14 protein-coding genes, 2 tRNA genes, 2 rRNA genes and 2 riboswitches (2 of these 20 running past the window's edge) are annotated in these 15,000 nt (G+C 37.9%); of the genes, 15 read left to right on the top strand and 3 right to left on the bottom strand.

Annotated features, from left to right (window positions below; all coding sequences use genetic code 11):
- The 8 genes from M1D66_RS25835 to tsaD all read left to right on the top strand — a co-directional run.
- Nucleotides 1–439: ribosomal RNA gene (locus tag M1D66_RS25835) — 23S ribosomal RNA — on the top strand; it begins 2,483 nt to the left of the window's first position.
- 48 nt (nt 440–487) lie between these two features.
- Nucleotides 488–603 (top strand): 5S ribosomal RNA (gene rrf, locus M1D66_RS25830).
- A 12-nt stretch (nt 604–615) separates the two neighbouring features.
- A tRNA-Met gene (locus tag M1D66_RS25825) sits at nt 616–692 on the top strand.
- 3 nt (nt 693–695) lie between these two features.
- Nucleotides 696–771 (top strand) — tRNA-Asp (locus M1D66_RS25820).
- 174 nt (nt 772–945) lie between these two features.
- Complete coding sequence (gene tsaE / locus M1D66_RS25815) at nt 946–1,419, top strand: tRNA (adenosine(37)-N6)-threonylcarbamoyltransferase complex ATPase subunit type 1 TsaE (RefSeq protein ID WP_000049642.1); 474 nt, start codon at nt 946–948, stop codon at nt 1,417–1,419.
- On the top strand, nt 1,400–2,092 hold the full coding sequence (tsaB, locus tag M1D66_RS25810) for a tRNA (adenosine(37)-N6)-threonylcarbamoyltransferase complex dimerization subunit type 1 TsaB (protein ID WP_000865747.1): 693 nt from the start codon (nt 1,400–1,402) through the stop codon (nt 2,090–2,092). Before tsaE ends, tsaB begins: the two co-directional genes overlap by 20 nt.
- 13 nt (nt 2,093–2,105) lie before the next feature.
- Nucleotides 2,106–2,549, top strand: a complete 444-nt coding sequence (rimI, locus tag M1D66_RS25805; protein WP_000367190.1) for a ribosomal protein S18-alanine N-acetyltransferase — start codon at nt 2,106–2,108, stop codon at nt 2,547–2,549.
- Nucleotides 2,549–3,565 carry a tRNA (adenosine(37)-N6)-threonylcarbamoyltransferase complex transferase subunit TsaD gene (tsaD, locus tag M1D66_RS25800; RefSeq protein WP_000414585.1) on the top strand — a complete coding sequence of 339 codons (1,017 nt, stop codon included), beginning with the start codon at nt 2,549–2,551 and terminating at the stop codon, nt 3,563–3,565. Before rimI ends, tsaD begins: the two co-directional genes overlap by 1 nt.
- A 485-nt stretch (nt 3,566–4,050) precedes the next feature.
- Here the strand turns inward: tsaD and M1D66_RS25795 are convergent, their stop codons facing one another.
- Complete coding sequence (locus M1D66_RS25795) at nt 4,051–5,976, bottom strand: ABC-F family ATP-binding cassette domain-containing protein (protein ID WP_222128284.1); 1,926 nt, start codon at nt 5,974–5,976, stop codon at nt 4,051–4,053.
- A gap of 187 nt (nt 5,977–6,163) precedes the next feature.
- Here M1D66_RS25795 and M1D66_RS25790 point away from each other — a divergent pair, with 187 nt between their 5' ends.
- Nucleotides 6,164–6,793 (top strand): redox-sensing transcriptional repressor Rex, encoded by a 630-nt coding sequence (locus M1D66_RS25790; protein WP_000372699.1) that lies wholly within the window; start codon nt 6,164–6,166, stop codon nt 6,791–6,793.
- A gap of 29 nt (nt 6,794–6,822) precedes the next feature.
- On the opposite strand, the gene M1D66_RS25785 is transcribed toward M1D66_RS25790, so the two are convergent.
- Complete coding sequence (locus tag M1D66_RS25785; RefSeq protein ID WP_001246201.1) at nt 6,823–7,014, bottom strand: YdiK family protein; 192 nt, start codon at nt 7,012–7,014, stop codon at nt 6,823–6,825.
- Complete coding sequence (locus M1D66_RS25780; protein ID WP_086384894.1) at nt 7,011–7,760, bottom strand: CPBP family intramembrane glutamic endopeptidase; 750 nt, start codon at nt 7,758–7,760, stop codon at nt 7,011–7,013. The genes M1D66_RS25785 and M1D66_RS25780 overlap by 4 nt, the downstream gene beginning before the upstream one ends.
- 390 nt (nt 7,761–8,150) lie before the next feature.
- Here M1D66_RS25780 and groES point away from each other — a divergent pair, with 390 nt between their 5' ends.
- From groES to ampS, 6 genes are all read left to right on the top strand, one after another.
- Entirely contained in the window at nt 8,151–8,435 is a 285-nt protein-coding gene (gene groES, locus M1D66_RS25775) for a co-chaperone GroES (RefSeq protein WP_000917311.1), read from the top strand.
- A gap of 38 nt (nt 8,436–8,473) precedes the next feature.
- Nucleotides 8,474–10,108, top strand: coding sequence for a chaperonin GroEL (gene groL / locus M1D66_RS25770; RefSeq protein WP_001029993.1), 1,635 nt, complete (start codon nt 8,474–8,476; stop codon nt 10,106–10,108).
- Between the two features lie 140 nt (nt 10,109–10,248).
- A riboswitch (purine riboswitch) is annotated at nt 10,249–10,350 on the top strand.
- A gap of 164 nt (nt 10,351–10,514) precedes the next feature.
- A complete protein-coding gene (gene guaA / locus M1D66_RS25765) occupies nt 10,515–12,053 on the top strand; it encodes a glutamine-hydrolyzing GMP synthase (protein ID WP_000743905.1) in 1,539 nt (512 codons plus the stop codon).
- Between the two features lie 152 nt (nt 12,054–12,205).
- Nucleotides 12,206–12,307, top strand: a riboswitch (purine riboswitch).
- 129 nt (nt 12,308–12,436) lie between these two features.
- On the top strand, nt 12,437–13,762 hold the full coding sequence (locus M1D66_RS25760) for an NCS2 family permease (RefSeq protein WP_000833096.1): 1,326 nt from the start codon (nt 12,437–12,439) through the stop codon (nt 13,760–13,762).
- Nucleotides 13,763–13,906: 144 nt separating this feature from the next.
- On the top strand, nt 13,907–14,608 hold the full coding sequence (locus M1D66_RS25755) for a response regulator transcription factor (RefSeq protein ID WP_000929885.1): 702 nt from the start codon (nt 13,907–13,909) through the stop codon (nt 14,606–14,608).
- Nucleotides 14,592–15,000, top strand: the 5' end (the start) of a protein-coding gene (gene ampS / locus M1D66_RS25750) for an aminopeptidase AmpS (protein WP_086384895.1). It continues 1,097 nt past the right edge of the window; 409 of the gene's 1,506 nt are visible here — the first part of the coding sequence; the start codon lies at nt 14,592–14,594; the stop codon falls past the right edge of the window. Before M1D66_RS25755 ends, ampS begins: the two co-directional genes overlap by 17 nt.

Below are 15,000 nucleotides of genomic sequence, written 5' to 3'. Positions count from 1 at the left end.
CTCCCCCAAGAGTCCACATCGACGGGGAGGTTTGGCACCTCGATGTCGGCTCATCGCATCCTGGGGCTGTAGTCGGTCCCAAGGGTTGGGCTGTTCGCCCATTAAAGCGGTACGCGAGCTGGGTTCAGAACGTCGTGAGACAGTTCGGTCCCTATCCGTCGTGGGCGTAGGAAATTTGAGAGGAGCTGTCCTTAGTACGAGAGGACCGGGATGGACGCACCGCTGGTGTACCAGTTGTTCTGCCAAGGGCATAGCTGGGTAGCTATGTGCGGAAGGGATAAGTGCTGAAAGCATCTAAGCATGAAGCCCCCCTCAAGATGAGATTTCCCATAGCGTAAGCTAGTAAGATCCCTGAAAGATGATCAGGTTGATAGGTTCGAGGTGGAAGCATGGTGACATGTGGAGCTGACGAATACTAATAGATCGAGGACTTAACCATATAATATGTAGCAATGTTATCTAGTTTTGAAGGAATATGCCTTCATAGTTTGGTGATGATGGCAGAGAGGTCACACCCGTTCCCATACCGAACACGGAAGTTAAGCTCTCTAGCGCCGATGGTAGTTGGGACCTTGTCCCTGTGAGAGTAGGACGTCGCCAAGCTATTTATATTGTCGCGGGGTGGAGCAGCACGGTAGCTCGTCGGGCTCATAACCCGAAGGTCGCAGGTTCAAATCCTGTCCCCGCAACCAAATGGTCCCGTGGTGTAGTGGTTAACATGCCTGCCTGTCACGCAGGAGATCGCCGGTTCGACCCCGGTCGGGACCGCCATTTCATATAAAGAAAAGAACGAAACAAGTTGTTTCGTATTTTTTTATTTGTTTTAACAAAAAACTAATAAAGACAGTCAAACTATCCTTAGGACAACTCCTAAGGACTTTTTTATATATTCAAAACCTGTATAATAAAGAGCAGAGAACATTGTGAGTAAAGTAGGTGAAGTCTGTGAGTAAATATGAAGTAACAACAAAATCTTCTGAGGAAACACAAAGGTTATCAGAAAAACTAGGTGAGCTCGTAGAGGCACAAGACGTAATTATTTTAGAAGGAGATCTTGGAGCTGGTAAGACGACTTTTACAAAGGGACTAGCAAAAGGTCTTGGAGTGAAAAGAGTTGTAAATAGTCCTACCTTTAATATCATCAAAGAATATAAAGGAAGATTACCGCTATATCATATGGACGTGTATCGCTTAGCAGAAAGTGAAGAGGACTTAGGCTTTGATGAATATTTCTACGGTGAAGGAATTACGGTAGTAGAATGGGCTCATTTAATAGAAGCATATTTACCGAATGAAAAGTTACAAATTAGTTTATTCCATGCTGGAGATGACACAAGAAAAATTATACTCGAGCCAATTGGAGATCGCTATATTAGATTATGTGAGGAGCTATTACAAGATGAAAGTACTAGCAATTGATACTTCAAATTACGTAATGGGTGTATCCCTTATTGAGGAAGGAAACGTAATTGGGGAAATCATTACAAATTTAGCAAAAAACCATTCTGTACGTCTTATGCCAGCTGTAGAGAAACTGTTAAAAGAGTGTGGCGTAAAACCGAAGGAATTAACTAAAATCGTTGTAGCTGCTGGACCTGGATCCTATACAGGTGTTCGCATAGGCGTGACAGCGGCGAAAACATTAGCTTGGTCACTTCAAATACCAATTGTCGGTGTATCAAGTTTAGAGGTAGTAGCTGCAAACGGTGCTAACTTTAACGGGTTAATTTGTCCTTTATTTGATGGAAGACGTGGGCAAATTTATACTGGGTTATATACATATGAAGGAGAGCAGTTAACTTCAATAGAAGAAGACCGAATTATTCTTATTGTAGACTGGTTGCAAATGTTAAAAGATAAAGGACAGCCTGTTTTATTTATCGGTAACGATGTTAAATTGCATAAAGAAACAATTATAGAACATTTAGGTGATCAAGCTGTATTCGCTCCATTTACTAAAAATAACCCAAGACCAAGTGAGCTAGCATTCTTAGGATTACAAAAAGAAGAACAAGATGTGCATACGTTTGTTCCAAGCTATCTTCGTTTAGCTGAAGCTGAAACAAAGTGGTTAGAAAGTCAAAACAAGTAGGAGCTTGCAGAAGATGGATATGATATTTAGAAAGATGGAGCTTGATGATATTGCTCAAATTGTAGCTATTGAAGAAGCGTCTTTTTCAACTCCTTGGACTGCAGATGCCTTTCACCGTGAATTAACGATGAATGAACATGCACATTATATTGTGTTAGAAAAAGATGGTCGTGTAGTCGGGTATTGTGGATTGTGGATAATTATTGATGAATCACATATAACAAATATAGCTATTTTGCCAGAATACCGAGGTCAAAAGTTAGGAGATGCCCTATTGAAAGCAGTTATTTCTGAAGCGAAAGAACTAGGGGTAAAAACAATGACACTTGAAGTACGTGTATCAAATGAAGTAGCAAAGCAGTTATACAGAAAATACGGATTTCAAAATGGTGGGATTCGTAAACGATACTATGCAGACAATCAGGAAGATGGTCTCGTAATGTGGGTGAATATATAATGGAAAAAAATACGATTATACTTGGTATTGAAACAAGTTGTGATGAAACAGCAGTAGCAGTTGTTAAAAATGGAACGGAAATTATTGCGAATGTCGTTGCATCACAAATTGAAAGTCATAAACGTTTTGGCGGCGTTGTACCAGAGATTGCATCACGTCATCATGTAGAAGAAATTACAGTTGTGTTAGAAGAAGCTTTAAAGGAAGCAAACATCACATTTGATGATATTGATGCAATTGCTGTAACAGAAGGTCCTGGTTTAGTAGGAGCACTTCTAATTGGAGTAAATGCAGCGAAGGCAGTAGCGTTTGCACATGATATTCCGTTAGTCGGTGTTCATCATATTGCTGGTCATATTTATGCGAACCGTTTAGTAAAAGAAGTTCAATTCCCGTTATTATCACTTGTTGTATCTGGTGGGCATACAGAACTTGTTTATATGAAAGAACATGGTTCATTCGAAGTAATTGGTGAAACACGAGACGATGCAGCTGGAGAAGCATATGATAAAGTAGCTCGTACGTTATCTATGCCATATCCAGGTGGTCCTCATATTGATCGCCTTGCACATGAAGGAGAACCGACAATTGATTTGCCTCGTGCATGGCTAGAACCGGATTCGTATGATTTTAGCTTTAGTGGATTGAAATCAGCAGTTATCAACACTGTGCATAACGCAAAACAGCGCGGTATAGAAATTGCACCAGAAGATTTAGCGGCAAGTTTCCAAGAAAGTGTAATAGATGTACTTGTAACGAAAGCAGCTCGTGCAGCAGAAGCTTATAATGTAAAGCAATTACTTCTTGCTGGTGGAGTAGCTGCTAATAAAGGGCTTCGTGCGCGATTAGAAGAGGAATTTGCACAAAAAGAAAACATTGAATTAATTATTCCGCCGCTATCTTTATGCACAGATAATGCAGCGATGATTGCAGCGGCAGGGACAATTGCTTATGAACAAGGTAAGCGTGCAACATTAGCCTTAAATGCAAATCCAGGATTAGATATTGAAGCATAGTTATACACATAATTAACCACAGGTTGTGGATAAAACCCATATTATCTGTTGATAATGTGGGTTTTATTGTGTATATAAAATGTTGATAACTTTTTTGTTGGTTGTGGATAATGTGGAAAAGTTATTTTAATGTTTATTTTATAAAGGTGGATATGTGTATAAACTTGTGGATAAATAGGATGATGTCAGACCTTTGAGTTTGTTCTTTTTCGGGAAATAAAAAGTAAGAAGATATCCCCGAAAAACATTTTGAAACATCCCCCTATTATAGAAGATGCTAATATTGTCAATCTTTGTCGTTAAATCGATATTTCGTGTCGAATTGTTAATATATATAGGGTTACAATAGATATATTTGAAAAATCGTTGGTATATTCTAAGTTACGATTGATATACTCAAAAAATTGTTTCTGTATTAAAAGAAAAAAAGATGTCGCATAGTCAAAAATCCTGACTTATGAGACATCTTCCTTATTTAAATATGCTTATACATGCAGCTCTTCCCATTCTGCCATACAAGTTTCAAGTTGTTCTTGTAGCGTTTGCTTTTTCATTGTAATTTCACTAGCTTTTTCATAATCTGCATATATTTCTGGTAAGCAAAGTTGATCTTCTAACGTAGCAATTTCTTCTTCTAATTCCACTATACTTTGTTCTAGCTCTTCAATTTTTCTAGTGCGTTGACGCTCTAGTTTTTTACGCTCTTTTTCTTCTAAATAATTTAATTTCTCTTGTGCAACCACCTTTTGAACAGGAACGTCACTTTCTTGCTGTTCAAGTTCTGCACGTTCAATCATTTCATTTTTCTTTTCAACGTAGTAATCGTAATCCCCTAAATATTCCTGTGCACCTTCTGTTGATAACTCAACCACAGTCGTTGTTACACGGTTAATAAAGTAGCGGTCATGTGAGACGAATAGAAGAGTCCCTGGGTAATCAATTAAAGCATTCTCCAAAATCTCTTTACTATTTAAATCGAGGTGGTTCGTAGGCTCATCTAGAATTAACAAATTTGACTTTTGCATCATAAGTTTTGCAAGAGCTAATCGAGCTTTTTGTCCACCACTAAGGGAAGATACTGGTTTCAGTACATCATCTCCTGTGAATAAAAAATTCCCAAGTATAGTACGGATTTCTTTTTCCGGTTGCAGTGGATATTCATCCCATAGTTCATTTAAAACCCGTTTAGAAGATGTTAAGTTTGCTTGTTCTTGATCATAATAACCAACAGATACATTTGATCCGAAAGAAACATCACCATTTAATAGTGGTAACTTATTCACAATGGATTTTAACAATGTGGATTTCCCAATTCCGTTTGGACCAACTAAAGCAACACTATCTCCGCGAGTTAAGCGCATAGTTACATGTTCAATTATAGGGTTTTCATCATAGCCGATGGTTGCATCATTTACTTGTAAAACATCATTTCCACTTTGTTTTTCAATATCGAAGTGGAATGATGCTGACTTAGAATCCCCTAATGGTCTCGTTAATAATTCCATTCTGTCTAGTTGTTTACGGCGACTTTGAGCACGTTTCGTTGTAGAAGCGCGAGCTATATTCTTTTGAACGAAGTCCTCAAGTTTTGCGATTTCATCTTGTTGTTTTTCGTAACGTTTCATTTCTTGCTCATATAATGCTGATTTTAAGTCTAAATATTTACTGTAGTTACCAACAAATCGTCTGCTTTCTTTATTCGAAATTTCATATACTTGTGTAACGAGTTTGTCTAAGAAATAACGGTCATGTGAGACGATTAATATTGCGCCAGGATAACCTTGCAAATATTGCTCAAGCCATGTTAATGTTTCGATGTCTAAATGGTTTGTAGGCTCGTCCAAAATAAGTAAGTCTGGTTTTGTTAATAATAATTTCCCGAGAGCTAATCTTGTTTTTTGCCCGCCGCTTAAAGTAGAGATCGTCGTCTGGTGCGTTTCAACTGGGAAGCCAAGGCCGCTTAAAATGGAGCGAATATCCGCTTCATATTGATATCCACCTTGATCTTTATAATTGAGTTGTAATTGGTCATAATCAGCTAACAATCTTTCATATGTAGCTTCGTTTGAAAAGTTTTCTTCTTTTCCCATTTCTTGCTCAAGCCTTCGGAGTTTTGTCTCCATTTGCTGTAAATGGGTAAAGACGGTTAGCATTTCATCCCAAATTGTTAAAGACGTTTCTAGTCCAGTATTTTGAGCTAAATATCCGATTGAGACATCTTTCGGTTTTATAATTTCGCCACCATCATGAGATAATTCACCAGCGATAATTTTTAATAATGTAGATTTTCCTGCTCCATTCCTTCCAACTAATGCGATACGATCTTTTGTTTGTACTTCCAATTTTATGTTTGCAAGAATCGTTTCTGCACCGTATAATTTCGAAAGCGCGTTTACTTGTAATAAAATCAATGTTTTCACCTCAAATAATTTCTTAACTTTGCCATGTTTATATTTCTCAATCATACTAAAAATAGTGTATAGTTTAAAATAAAGAGAGAATACTTCTTCTCTTTATTATACAAGGAATTTAATGAGTGCTAAACTTCTGTATTTGATTAAAGTATATGAATAAAGATAGGAAGAGAGGAGAGGTCATATGGATCAGCAAAAGATTCCACAAGCCACTGCTAAAAGATTGCCTCTATACTATCGATTTATCCAAAACTTATCTCTTTCTGGTAAGCAGCGTGTTTCATCGGCCGAATTGAGTGAGGCAGTAAAAGTAGATTCCGCAACAATACGAAGAGATTTTTCGTATTTTGGAGCGTTAGGGAAAAAGGGATATGGATATAACGTAAATTATTTATTATCATTTTTCCGCGAAACACTTGATCAAGATGATATAACACGTGTAGCACTTATTGGAGTAGGTAATTTAGGGACCGCTTTCTTACATTATAATTTCACGAAAAACAATAATACAAAAATTGAAATGGCATTTGATGTTAGTGAAGAGAAAGTTGGAACAGAAATCGGGGGCATTCCTGTATATCATTTAGATGAATTAGAAGAGAGATTATCAAATGATATACAAGTGGCAATATTAACAGTACCGGCTACAGTAGCGCAAGCTGTAGCAGATAGATTAGCTGAAACAAGCGTGCACGGTATTTTGAATTTCACACCAGCGCGATTAAACGTATCAGAGAATATTAGAATTCATCATATTGACTTAGCTGTAGAGTTACAAACATTAGTTTACTTTTTGAAAAACTATCCACAATAAAACGCAGAGGAAGCGACCTCTGCGTTTTATTATTGTTTCTTCTTTGTGAATTTAACTAATATAAGGCGAAGTGCCAAATTAAAATCAATTGTTGCCATAACTGCAAATAGTATTGTCCACATATTCCAGATTGTATCTGTCACGTTCGTAATGGCGAAGCGTGTAAAGATACATCCAAGAAGGAAGTATAGTGCAGCCATGAACAATGGTGAGTTTCTCATACAAAAAATCCTCCGATAAAGCCTTGCATTTTTTCAGCTTCTTTAATCATTTCTTGAATTTGTTCATTGCTCATAAAAATTTGCCCAATAGCGACTAATGTATTCATCGCAACATGAGCTGCAATCGGAACGATAATACGTTTCGTCTTCACATATAAGAAGGCGAATACGAGCCCCATAGCAGTGTATACCAATAAGTGAGTAAAATCAAAATGAATTGCTGCGAATACAAGCGAACTAATGATAGCTGCGATAAAGAAGTTAAACTTCTTATAAAGCGTGCCGAATAGAATTTTTCTAAATACGATTTCTTCTAAGATAGGTCCAATTATAGATACAACAATAAGGAACCAAGGTATCGTTCTTGCGATGTCCATCAGTCTGTCTGTATTCTCAGATTCACGTGGAACCCCAAATACATACATTTCAATCATACCTGCAATGGATTGTGAGATGATTGCTAAGAAGAACCCGATAAAAATCCATCCAATAGTAGCTGGAACAGAAGAGCGCATTGGATCTAAATGCCTGTCACGAATATCTGTTCTAAGTAACCAAAGCACGATACATAATGCAATAAAGAAGCTAATGATTGCCCAGTGTCCCGTTATGATTTGTCCTTTTTCTTCAATGGTAAATCCTCTATTATCATAGAGTCCTGTTTTTAGGAGAAGTGGTAATCCAACAACGCCAGATAACTGCATTAAAATGTATGTAACGATAATCCACCAGTATTGTTTCTTCAAATGGTTTAACCATCCTTTCTAACTCTAGTGTATGAGATGAGGTAGGATAACATGTAAATATGTTATCTACGATATAAACTTTCATCCGAATTATGATTTTTTTTTAATACATATTTGAAATTGAAGTAAGAGACAGGAAAAAGTTGTGCGTTTAGCGAAAACAACTTAGGGTGTCTTTCATATTGTAACATACGAGTAGGGGAAACAACGATTCATATAGTAAAGGCAGTATTCTATATAGAAAGTTTATATAGTAATTTGCGAAAAAATTATGATTTTTTTACTTGCAAAAGAAATTGAGATTATTTATTATTATAAGTGTGTTAGCACTCGGATGACTTGAGTGCTAATAAATAAAATTTACATAACAAAATGAGGAGGTTATTGTTCATGCTAAAGCCATTAGGTGATCGCGTTGTAATTGAGCTTGTTCAAGCAGAAGAAAAAACAGCAAGTGGTATCGTATTACCAGATACCGCAAAAGAAAAACCACAAGAGGGTAAAGTTGTTGCAGTAGGTACTGGTCGAGTGCTTGAAAATGGTGAGCGTGTTGCTTTAGAGGTAGCAGCAGGTGATCTTATCATCTTCTCAAAATATGCAGGTACTGAAGTGAAATATGAAGGTACAGACTACTTGATTTTACGTGAAAGTGACATTTTAGCAGTTATCGGTTAATTATATAAATCTTAAAAAATCCAAGGGGGTCAATTATTATGGCAAAAGATATTAAATTTAGTGAAGAAGCACGTCGTTCGATGCTTCGCGGTGTCGACACTCTTGCAAACGCAGTAAAAGTTACGCTTGGACCAAAAGGTCGTAACGTTGTACTTGAGAAAAAATTTGGTTCACCACTTATTACAAATGATGGTGTAACAATCGCAAAAGAAATCGAATTAGAAGATGCATTCGAAAACATGGGTGCGAAATTAGTAGCAGAAGTTGCTAGCAAAACAAATGACGTAGCTGGTGACGGAACAACAACTGCAACTGTATTAGCGCAAGCTATGATTCGTGAAGGTCTTAAAAACGTAACAGCTGGTGCGAACCCAATGGGTCTTCGTAAAGGTATCGAAAAAGCTGTTACTGCTGCAATTGAAGAATTAAAAACGATTTCTAAACCAATCGAAGGCAAATCTTCTATCGCACAAGTAGCTGCTATTTCTGCAGCTGACGAAGAAGTAGGTCAATTAATCGCTGAAGCAATGGAGCGCGTTGGTAACGACGGCGTTATTACTTTAGAAGAGTCTAAAGGATTCACAACAGAATTAGACGTAGTAGAAGGTATGCAATTTGATCGTGGATATGCATCTCCTTACATGATTACTGATTCTGACAAAATGGAAGCAGTTCTTGATAACCCATACATCTTAATCACTGACAAAAAGATTTCTAACATTCAAGAAATCTTACCAGTATTAGAGCAAGTGGTACAACAAGGTAAACCACTTCTTATCATTGCTGAAGATGTTGAAGGCGAAGCTTTAGCTACATTAGTAGTGAACAAACTTCGTGGTACATTCAACGTAGTAGCTGTTAAAGCTCCTGGATTTGGTGACCGTCGTAAAGCAATGCTAGAAGATATCGCAATCTTAACAGGTGGCGAAGTAATCACTGAAGAATTAGGTCGTGACTTAAAATCTGCTACAGTTGAATCTTTAGGACGCGCTGGTAAAGTTGTTGTTACAAAAGAAAACACAACTGTAGTTGAAGGTGTAGGAAGCACAGAACAAATCGAAGCTCGCATCGGTCAAATCCGTGCGCAATTAGAAGAAACAACTTCTGAATTCGATCGTGAAAAATTACAAGAGCGTCTTGCTAAACTAGCAGGTGGCGTAGCAGTAATTAAAGTAGGTGCAGCAACTGAAACTGAGTTAAAAGAGCGCAAACTTCGCATTGAAGATGCACTTAACTCAACTCGTGCAGCAGTAGAAGAAGGTATCGTTGCAGGTGGTGGTACTTCACTTATGAACGTATACACAAAAGTAGCTTCTATCGTAGCTGAAGGCGACGAAGCAACAGGTATCAACATCGTACTTCGCGCACTAGAAGAGCCAGTTCGTCAAATCGCAATCAACGCTGGTCTAGAAGGATCTGTAGTTGTAGAGCGTCTAAAAGGCGAAAAAGTAGGCGTTGGTTTCAACGCAGCTACTGGCGAATGGGTTAACATGCTTGAGTCTGGTATCGTAGATCCAGCTAAAGTAACTCGTTCTGCACTTCAAAACGCAGCATCTGTTGCAGCTATGTTCTTAACAACTGAAGCTGTAGTTGCTGACAAGCCAGAACCAAATGCACCAGCAATGCCTGACATGGGCGGCATGGGCATGGGCGGTATGGGCGGAATGATGTAATTCCGTTTGTCCTAAAAAACATCCATTTCTATATAGAAATGGATGTTTTTTTATGTTTTTTAGAAAAGGAAATGAATTTCTGTAGAATTTTGTCGCTTTCTCTCTTGACCATATTGATACTTCATTGTTAGAATCTAGGAAGATAATATAAAACGATCCTTCATATATCCTCAATGATATGGTTTGAGAGTCTCTACCGGGTTACCGTAAACAACCTGACTATGAAGGCAGTGTGTCTTATATTTATAAAGAGCGGAGACTATCTTTCTTTATAAAGCCAGACCCCTGCCTTTTCTTTGTTATGAGACTAGAGGCGGAGGACTGGCTTTTTTTATTATATTGGTAATGCTTTTCGCCAAATTGGTGAAAATATTTATATACGAGAACTAACGTTGGGGTGATTATTTTGAAGAAACAACACGATACAATTATCGTTTTAGATTTTGGAAGTCAATACAATCAGTTAATAGCACGTCGAATTCGTGAGTTCGGTGTATACAGTGAACTTCATCCACATACAATTACTGCAGAAGAAATTAAAGCAATGAATCCAAAAGGGATTATTTTCTCTGGTGGACCAAATAGTGTATACGGTGAAGGTGCATTACATTGTGATGAAAAAATCTTTGAACTAGGTTTACCAATCTTCGGTATTTGTTACGGTATGCAGCTTATGACGCAACACTTCGGTGGTAAAGTAGAGCGTGCAAATCACCGTGAGTACGGAAAAGCTGTTCTTAAAGTAGAGAACGAATCAAAATTATATGCGAACCTTCCAGAAGAGCAAGTTGTATGGATGAGTCATGGTGACTTAGTAACTGGTTTACCTGAAGGATTCGTAGTAGACGCAACAAGTGAGTCTTGCCCAATTGCTGGTATGAGCAATGAAGCGAAAAACTTATACGGTGTACAATTCCACCCAGAAGTACGTCACTCTGAGCACGGTAACGATTTAATTAAAAACTTCGTATTCGGCGTATGTGGTTGTTCTGAAGGATGGAACATGGAGAACTTTATCGAAGTAGAATTAGAAAAGATCCGTGAAACTGTTGGAGACAAAAAAGTACTATGCGCACTTAGCGGTGGTGTAGACTCTTCTGTTGTAGCAGTATTAATCCATAAAGCAATCGGCGACCAATTAACATGTATTTTCGTTGATCACGGTTTACTTCGTAAAGGCGAAGCGGAAGGCGTTATGAAAACATTTAGTGAAGGCTTCCATATGAACGTTATTAAAGTGGATGCAAAAGACCGCTTCATGGACAAGTTAAAAGGTGTAGAAGATCCAGAACAAAAACGTAAAATTATCGGTAACGAATTCATTTACGTATTCGATGATGAAGCGTCAAAATTACAAGGTATGGACTTCCTAGCGCAAGGTACACTTTACACAGATATCGTTGAGAGTGGTACAGCAACTGCACAAACAATTAAATCTCACCATAACGTTGGTGGACTTCCAGAAGACATGCAGTTCAAATTAATTGAGCCTTTAAATACGTTATTTAAAGATGAAGTACGTGTATTAGGATCTGAACTAGGAATTCCTGATGAAATCGTATGGCGTCAACCATTCCCAGGACCGGGTCTTGGTATTCGTGTATTAGGTGAAATCACAGAAGAGAAATTAGAAATCGTTCGTGAATCTGATGCGATTTTACGTGAAGAAATTATTAAAGCGGGCTTAGATCGTGAAATTTGGCAATACTTCACTGCGCTTCCTGGTATGCGTAGCGTAGGTGTTATGGGTGACGAGCGTACTTACGATTACACAGTAGGTATCCGCGCGGTAACATCTATCGACGGTATGACAGCTGACTGGGCACGTATCCCTTGGGACGTATTAGAGAAAATCTCTGTACGTATCGTAAACGAAGTAAAACACGTTAACCGTATCGTGTATGATGTAACGAGTAAGCCACCAGCAACTATTGAGTGGGAATAGTATTTATAAAAAGGTCCATCTATTGCTTATGCATAGATGGATCTTTTTTATTTTGGTATTAATACGAACGAAAATATAAAATTTTATAAAATTGTTCGTTTTTAAATTGACAAAACTACTTCGTCGAGTTAATATGATTATGTAATTCAAACGAAAAGTGAATATTATGCCGTCGTATAATATCGGGGATATGGCCCGAAAGTTTCTACCTAGCTACCGTAAATGGCTTGACTACGAGGCGTTTGTATAAAGATGAGGGGAAACTTGTCTTTGTTTATAGAACGCTTCCATGTATATATGCAATGGAAGCCTTTTTATTTCTCGGGATAAAAGAGGGCTAGGGTGAAATACGGCGAGTAATCATATAACGGGGGAAACGTAAGATGAAACGCTATTTTCAGTTTGATGAGCTCGGTACGAATTATAAGACTGAGTTCATAGCAGGGTTAACGACATTTCTATCTATGGCTTACGTACTATTTGTCAATCCTGCTACGCTGTCGCTTGGAAATGTTAAAGGGTTACCAGCAGGTACAGGGATGGATCCAGGTGCAGTATTCGTTGCTACGGCATTAGCGGCAGCGATCGGTTCGTTAATTATGGGTATTTTCGCGAAGTATCCAATTGCTTTAGCGCCAGGTATGGGAATTAACGCGTTCTTTGCTTATACAGCAGTGTTAACGATGGGTATTCCATGGCAAACAGCAATTGCCGGAACATTAATGTCAGGTATTATCTTTATTATTCTTACTGCTTCAGGTATTCGTGAAAAAATCATCAATGCAATTCCATCGGAGTTAAAGTTTGCAGTAGCAGCAGGTATCGGATTGTTCATTGCATTCCTTGGATTCCAAAATGCAGGAATTATCGTGAAAAATGATGCTGTTCTTGTTGGGTTGGGGGACTTAACAAAGGGCACAACGTTACTAGCAATCTTCGGGGTTGTTACGACAATCATCTTCATGATTAAGAAAGTTAATGGTGCAGTATTTTACGGTATGATTCTTACAGCGATCTTAGGAGTGGCAACAGGATTAATTGATACTCCGAAAGCTGTAGTAGGAGCAATACCGAGTCTAGAACCAACGTTCGGCGTGGCGTTAACGCACTTCGGAGATATTTTCACAGTTCAAATGGGGATTGTTATTATAACGTTCTTCTTTATCGATTTCTTTGATACAGCAGGTACGCTTGTAGCGGTTGCGAATCAAGCTGGATTAATGAAGAACAATAAATTACCACGTGCAGGAAAAGCATTATTTGCAGATGCGATTGCAACTGTAATTGGTGCGATCTTGGGTACATCAACAACAACGTCTTATATTGAATCTTCTGCAGGGGTAGCAGCGGGTGGACGTTCTGGATTTACAGCAGTTGTAACAGCAGGATTCTTCTTACTGGCACTATTCTTCTCGCCATTACTAAGTGTTGTAACGCCAGCTGTAACGGCGCCGGCTTTAATTATTGTAGGAATCTTGATGGTTTCTTCCTTAGGGGAAATTGATTGGAAGAAATTCGAGATTGCAGTACCAGCATTCTTTACAATTATCTCTATGCCACTTACGTATAGTATCGCAACTGGGATTGCGATTGGATTTATCTTCTATCCAATTACAATGGTAGTAAGTGGTCGTCGTAAAGAGGTTCATCCGATTATGTATGTTATGGGAGTTTTATTCGTACTATATTTCATCTACGTTCGTAAATAAAAGGGGTTTTTTAAAGGTCTAGACTTAAGGGGAGTCTAGATCTTTTTTGCGTCTTCAGAAAATCTTAAGGATTTCCGAGCGTTTTTCTTCAGAAGTTTTCCTATAATAGAAGTTAGGGATTAAAAAAGTGATGGGGGAGATATTGTGGCACACGAAACAATACTTGTCGTAGATGATGAAAAAGAAATTCGGAATTTAATTACAATCTATTTAAAGAATGAAGGATATAAAGTATTACAAGCAGGAGACGGAGAAGAAGGATTACGTCTATTGGAAGAAAATGAAGTACATCTAGTCGTATTAGATATTATGATGCCGAAAGTGGATGGTATTCATATGTGTATGAAGGTAAGGGAAGCGAAAGAAATGCCTATTATTATGCTTTCTGCCAAAACGCAAGATATGGATAAGATTTTAGGGTTAACAACAGGGGCAGATGATTATGTAACGAAGCCGTTTAATCCGTTAGAGTTAATTGCACGAATTAAATCTCAGTTACGCCGTTATATGAAAATGAATGGTTTCGCTATTCAAAATGAGGACGAGTTAGAAATTGGGGAGATGAAAATCAACATCTCGACCCATAAAGTTATTGTAGAGGGAGAAGAAGTGAAACTAACTCCGAGGGAATTTTCAATTTTAGAATTGCTAGCTAGAAATCCAGGTATGGTGTTTAGTGCGGAGCAAATTTATGAAAAGGTGTGGAATGAACGATCTTTCCAGTCTGATAATACTGTAATGGTGCACATTCGAAAAGTGCGTGAAAAGATTGAGGAGAATCCAAGGAAGCCTAGATATATAAAAACAGTATGGGGAGTGGGGTATAAGATTGAAAAAGATATTTAATCCGTTTACTTATATAAGGAAAATAAGAGAATTAATTGAGAAATTAGTAAAGAGCGTACGAAAGAGTATAAGGATTCAATTGATTACTACTTTTGCTGCTTGTGCGTTATTAGGAGTTTTGTCAGCGAAGGCAGCAGCGCCGTTTTTTGAGAATGCGAATCGTCAAGCAACTATCGATTATCGGGCTGGTATGGAACAAATTAATCACCAAGCTCAAGGAGCGGCAAATAGTTCGGTTCATGAAAATAAATTAGAAGCTATATCAAATATGATCGAAATGGAGAACCAAAATTTAGAGCAAGGGTCTAGAGCTTTGAAGATATTGGTTACTGATGAAAGTGGTAAAGTTTTATATAAAACAAAGCAAGCGCAAGAAGAGCAAATCGATTTGC

The organism is Bacillus sp. PK6-16 (genome assembly GCF_056530295.1).
Note: the sequence above shows the minus strand (reverse complement) of the source record. Positions and strands in the feature narration are given on the sequence as shown.

What these genes read in the sequence shown, in the direction of transcription:
- tsaB (WP_000865747.1), top strand. Translation starts at nt 1,400, where the DNA reads ATGAAAGTACTAGCAATTGATACTTCAAATTACGTAATGGGTGTATCC.
- rimI (WP_000367190.1), top strand. Translation starts at nt 2,106, where the DNA reads ATGGATATGATATTTAGAAAGATGGAGCTTGATGATATTGCTCAAATT.
- tsaD (WP_000414585.1), top strand. Translation starts at nt 2,549, where the DNA reads ATGGAAAAAAATACGATTATACTTGGTATTGAAACAAGTTGTGATGAA.
- M1D66_RS25790 (WP_000372699.1), top strand. Translation starts at nt 6,164, where the DNA reads ATGGATCAGCAAAAGATTCCACAAGCCACTGCTAAAAGATTGCCTCTA.
- M1D66_RS25785 (WP_001246201.1), bottom strand. Translation starts at nt 7,014, where the DNA reads ATGAGAAACTCACCATTGTTCATGGCTGCACTATACTTCCTTCTTGGA.
- groES (WP_000917311.1), top strand. Translation starts at nt 8,151, where the DNA reads ATGCTAAAGCCATTAGGTGATCGCGTTGTAATTGAGCTTGTTCAAGCA.
- groL (WP_001029993.1), top strand. Translation starts at nt 8,474, where the DNA reads ATGGCAAAAGATATTAAATTTAGTGAAGAAGCACGTCGTTCGATGCTT.
- M1D66_RS25760 (WP_000833096.1), top strand. Translation starts at nt 12,437, where the DNA reads ATGAAACGCTATTTTCAGTTTGATGAGCTCGGTACGAATTATAAGACT.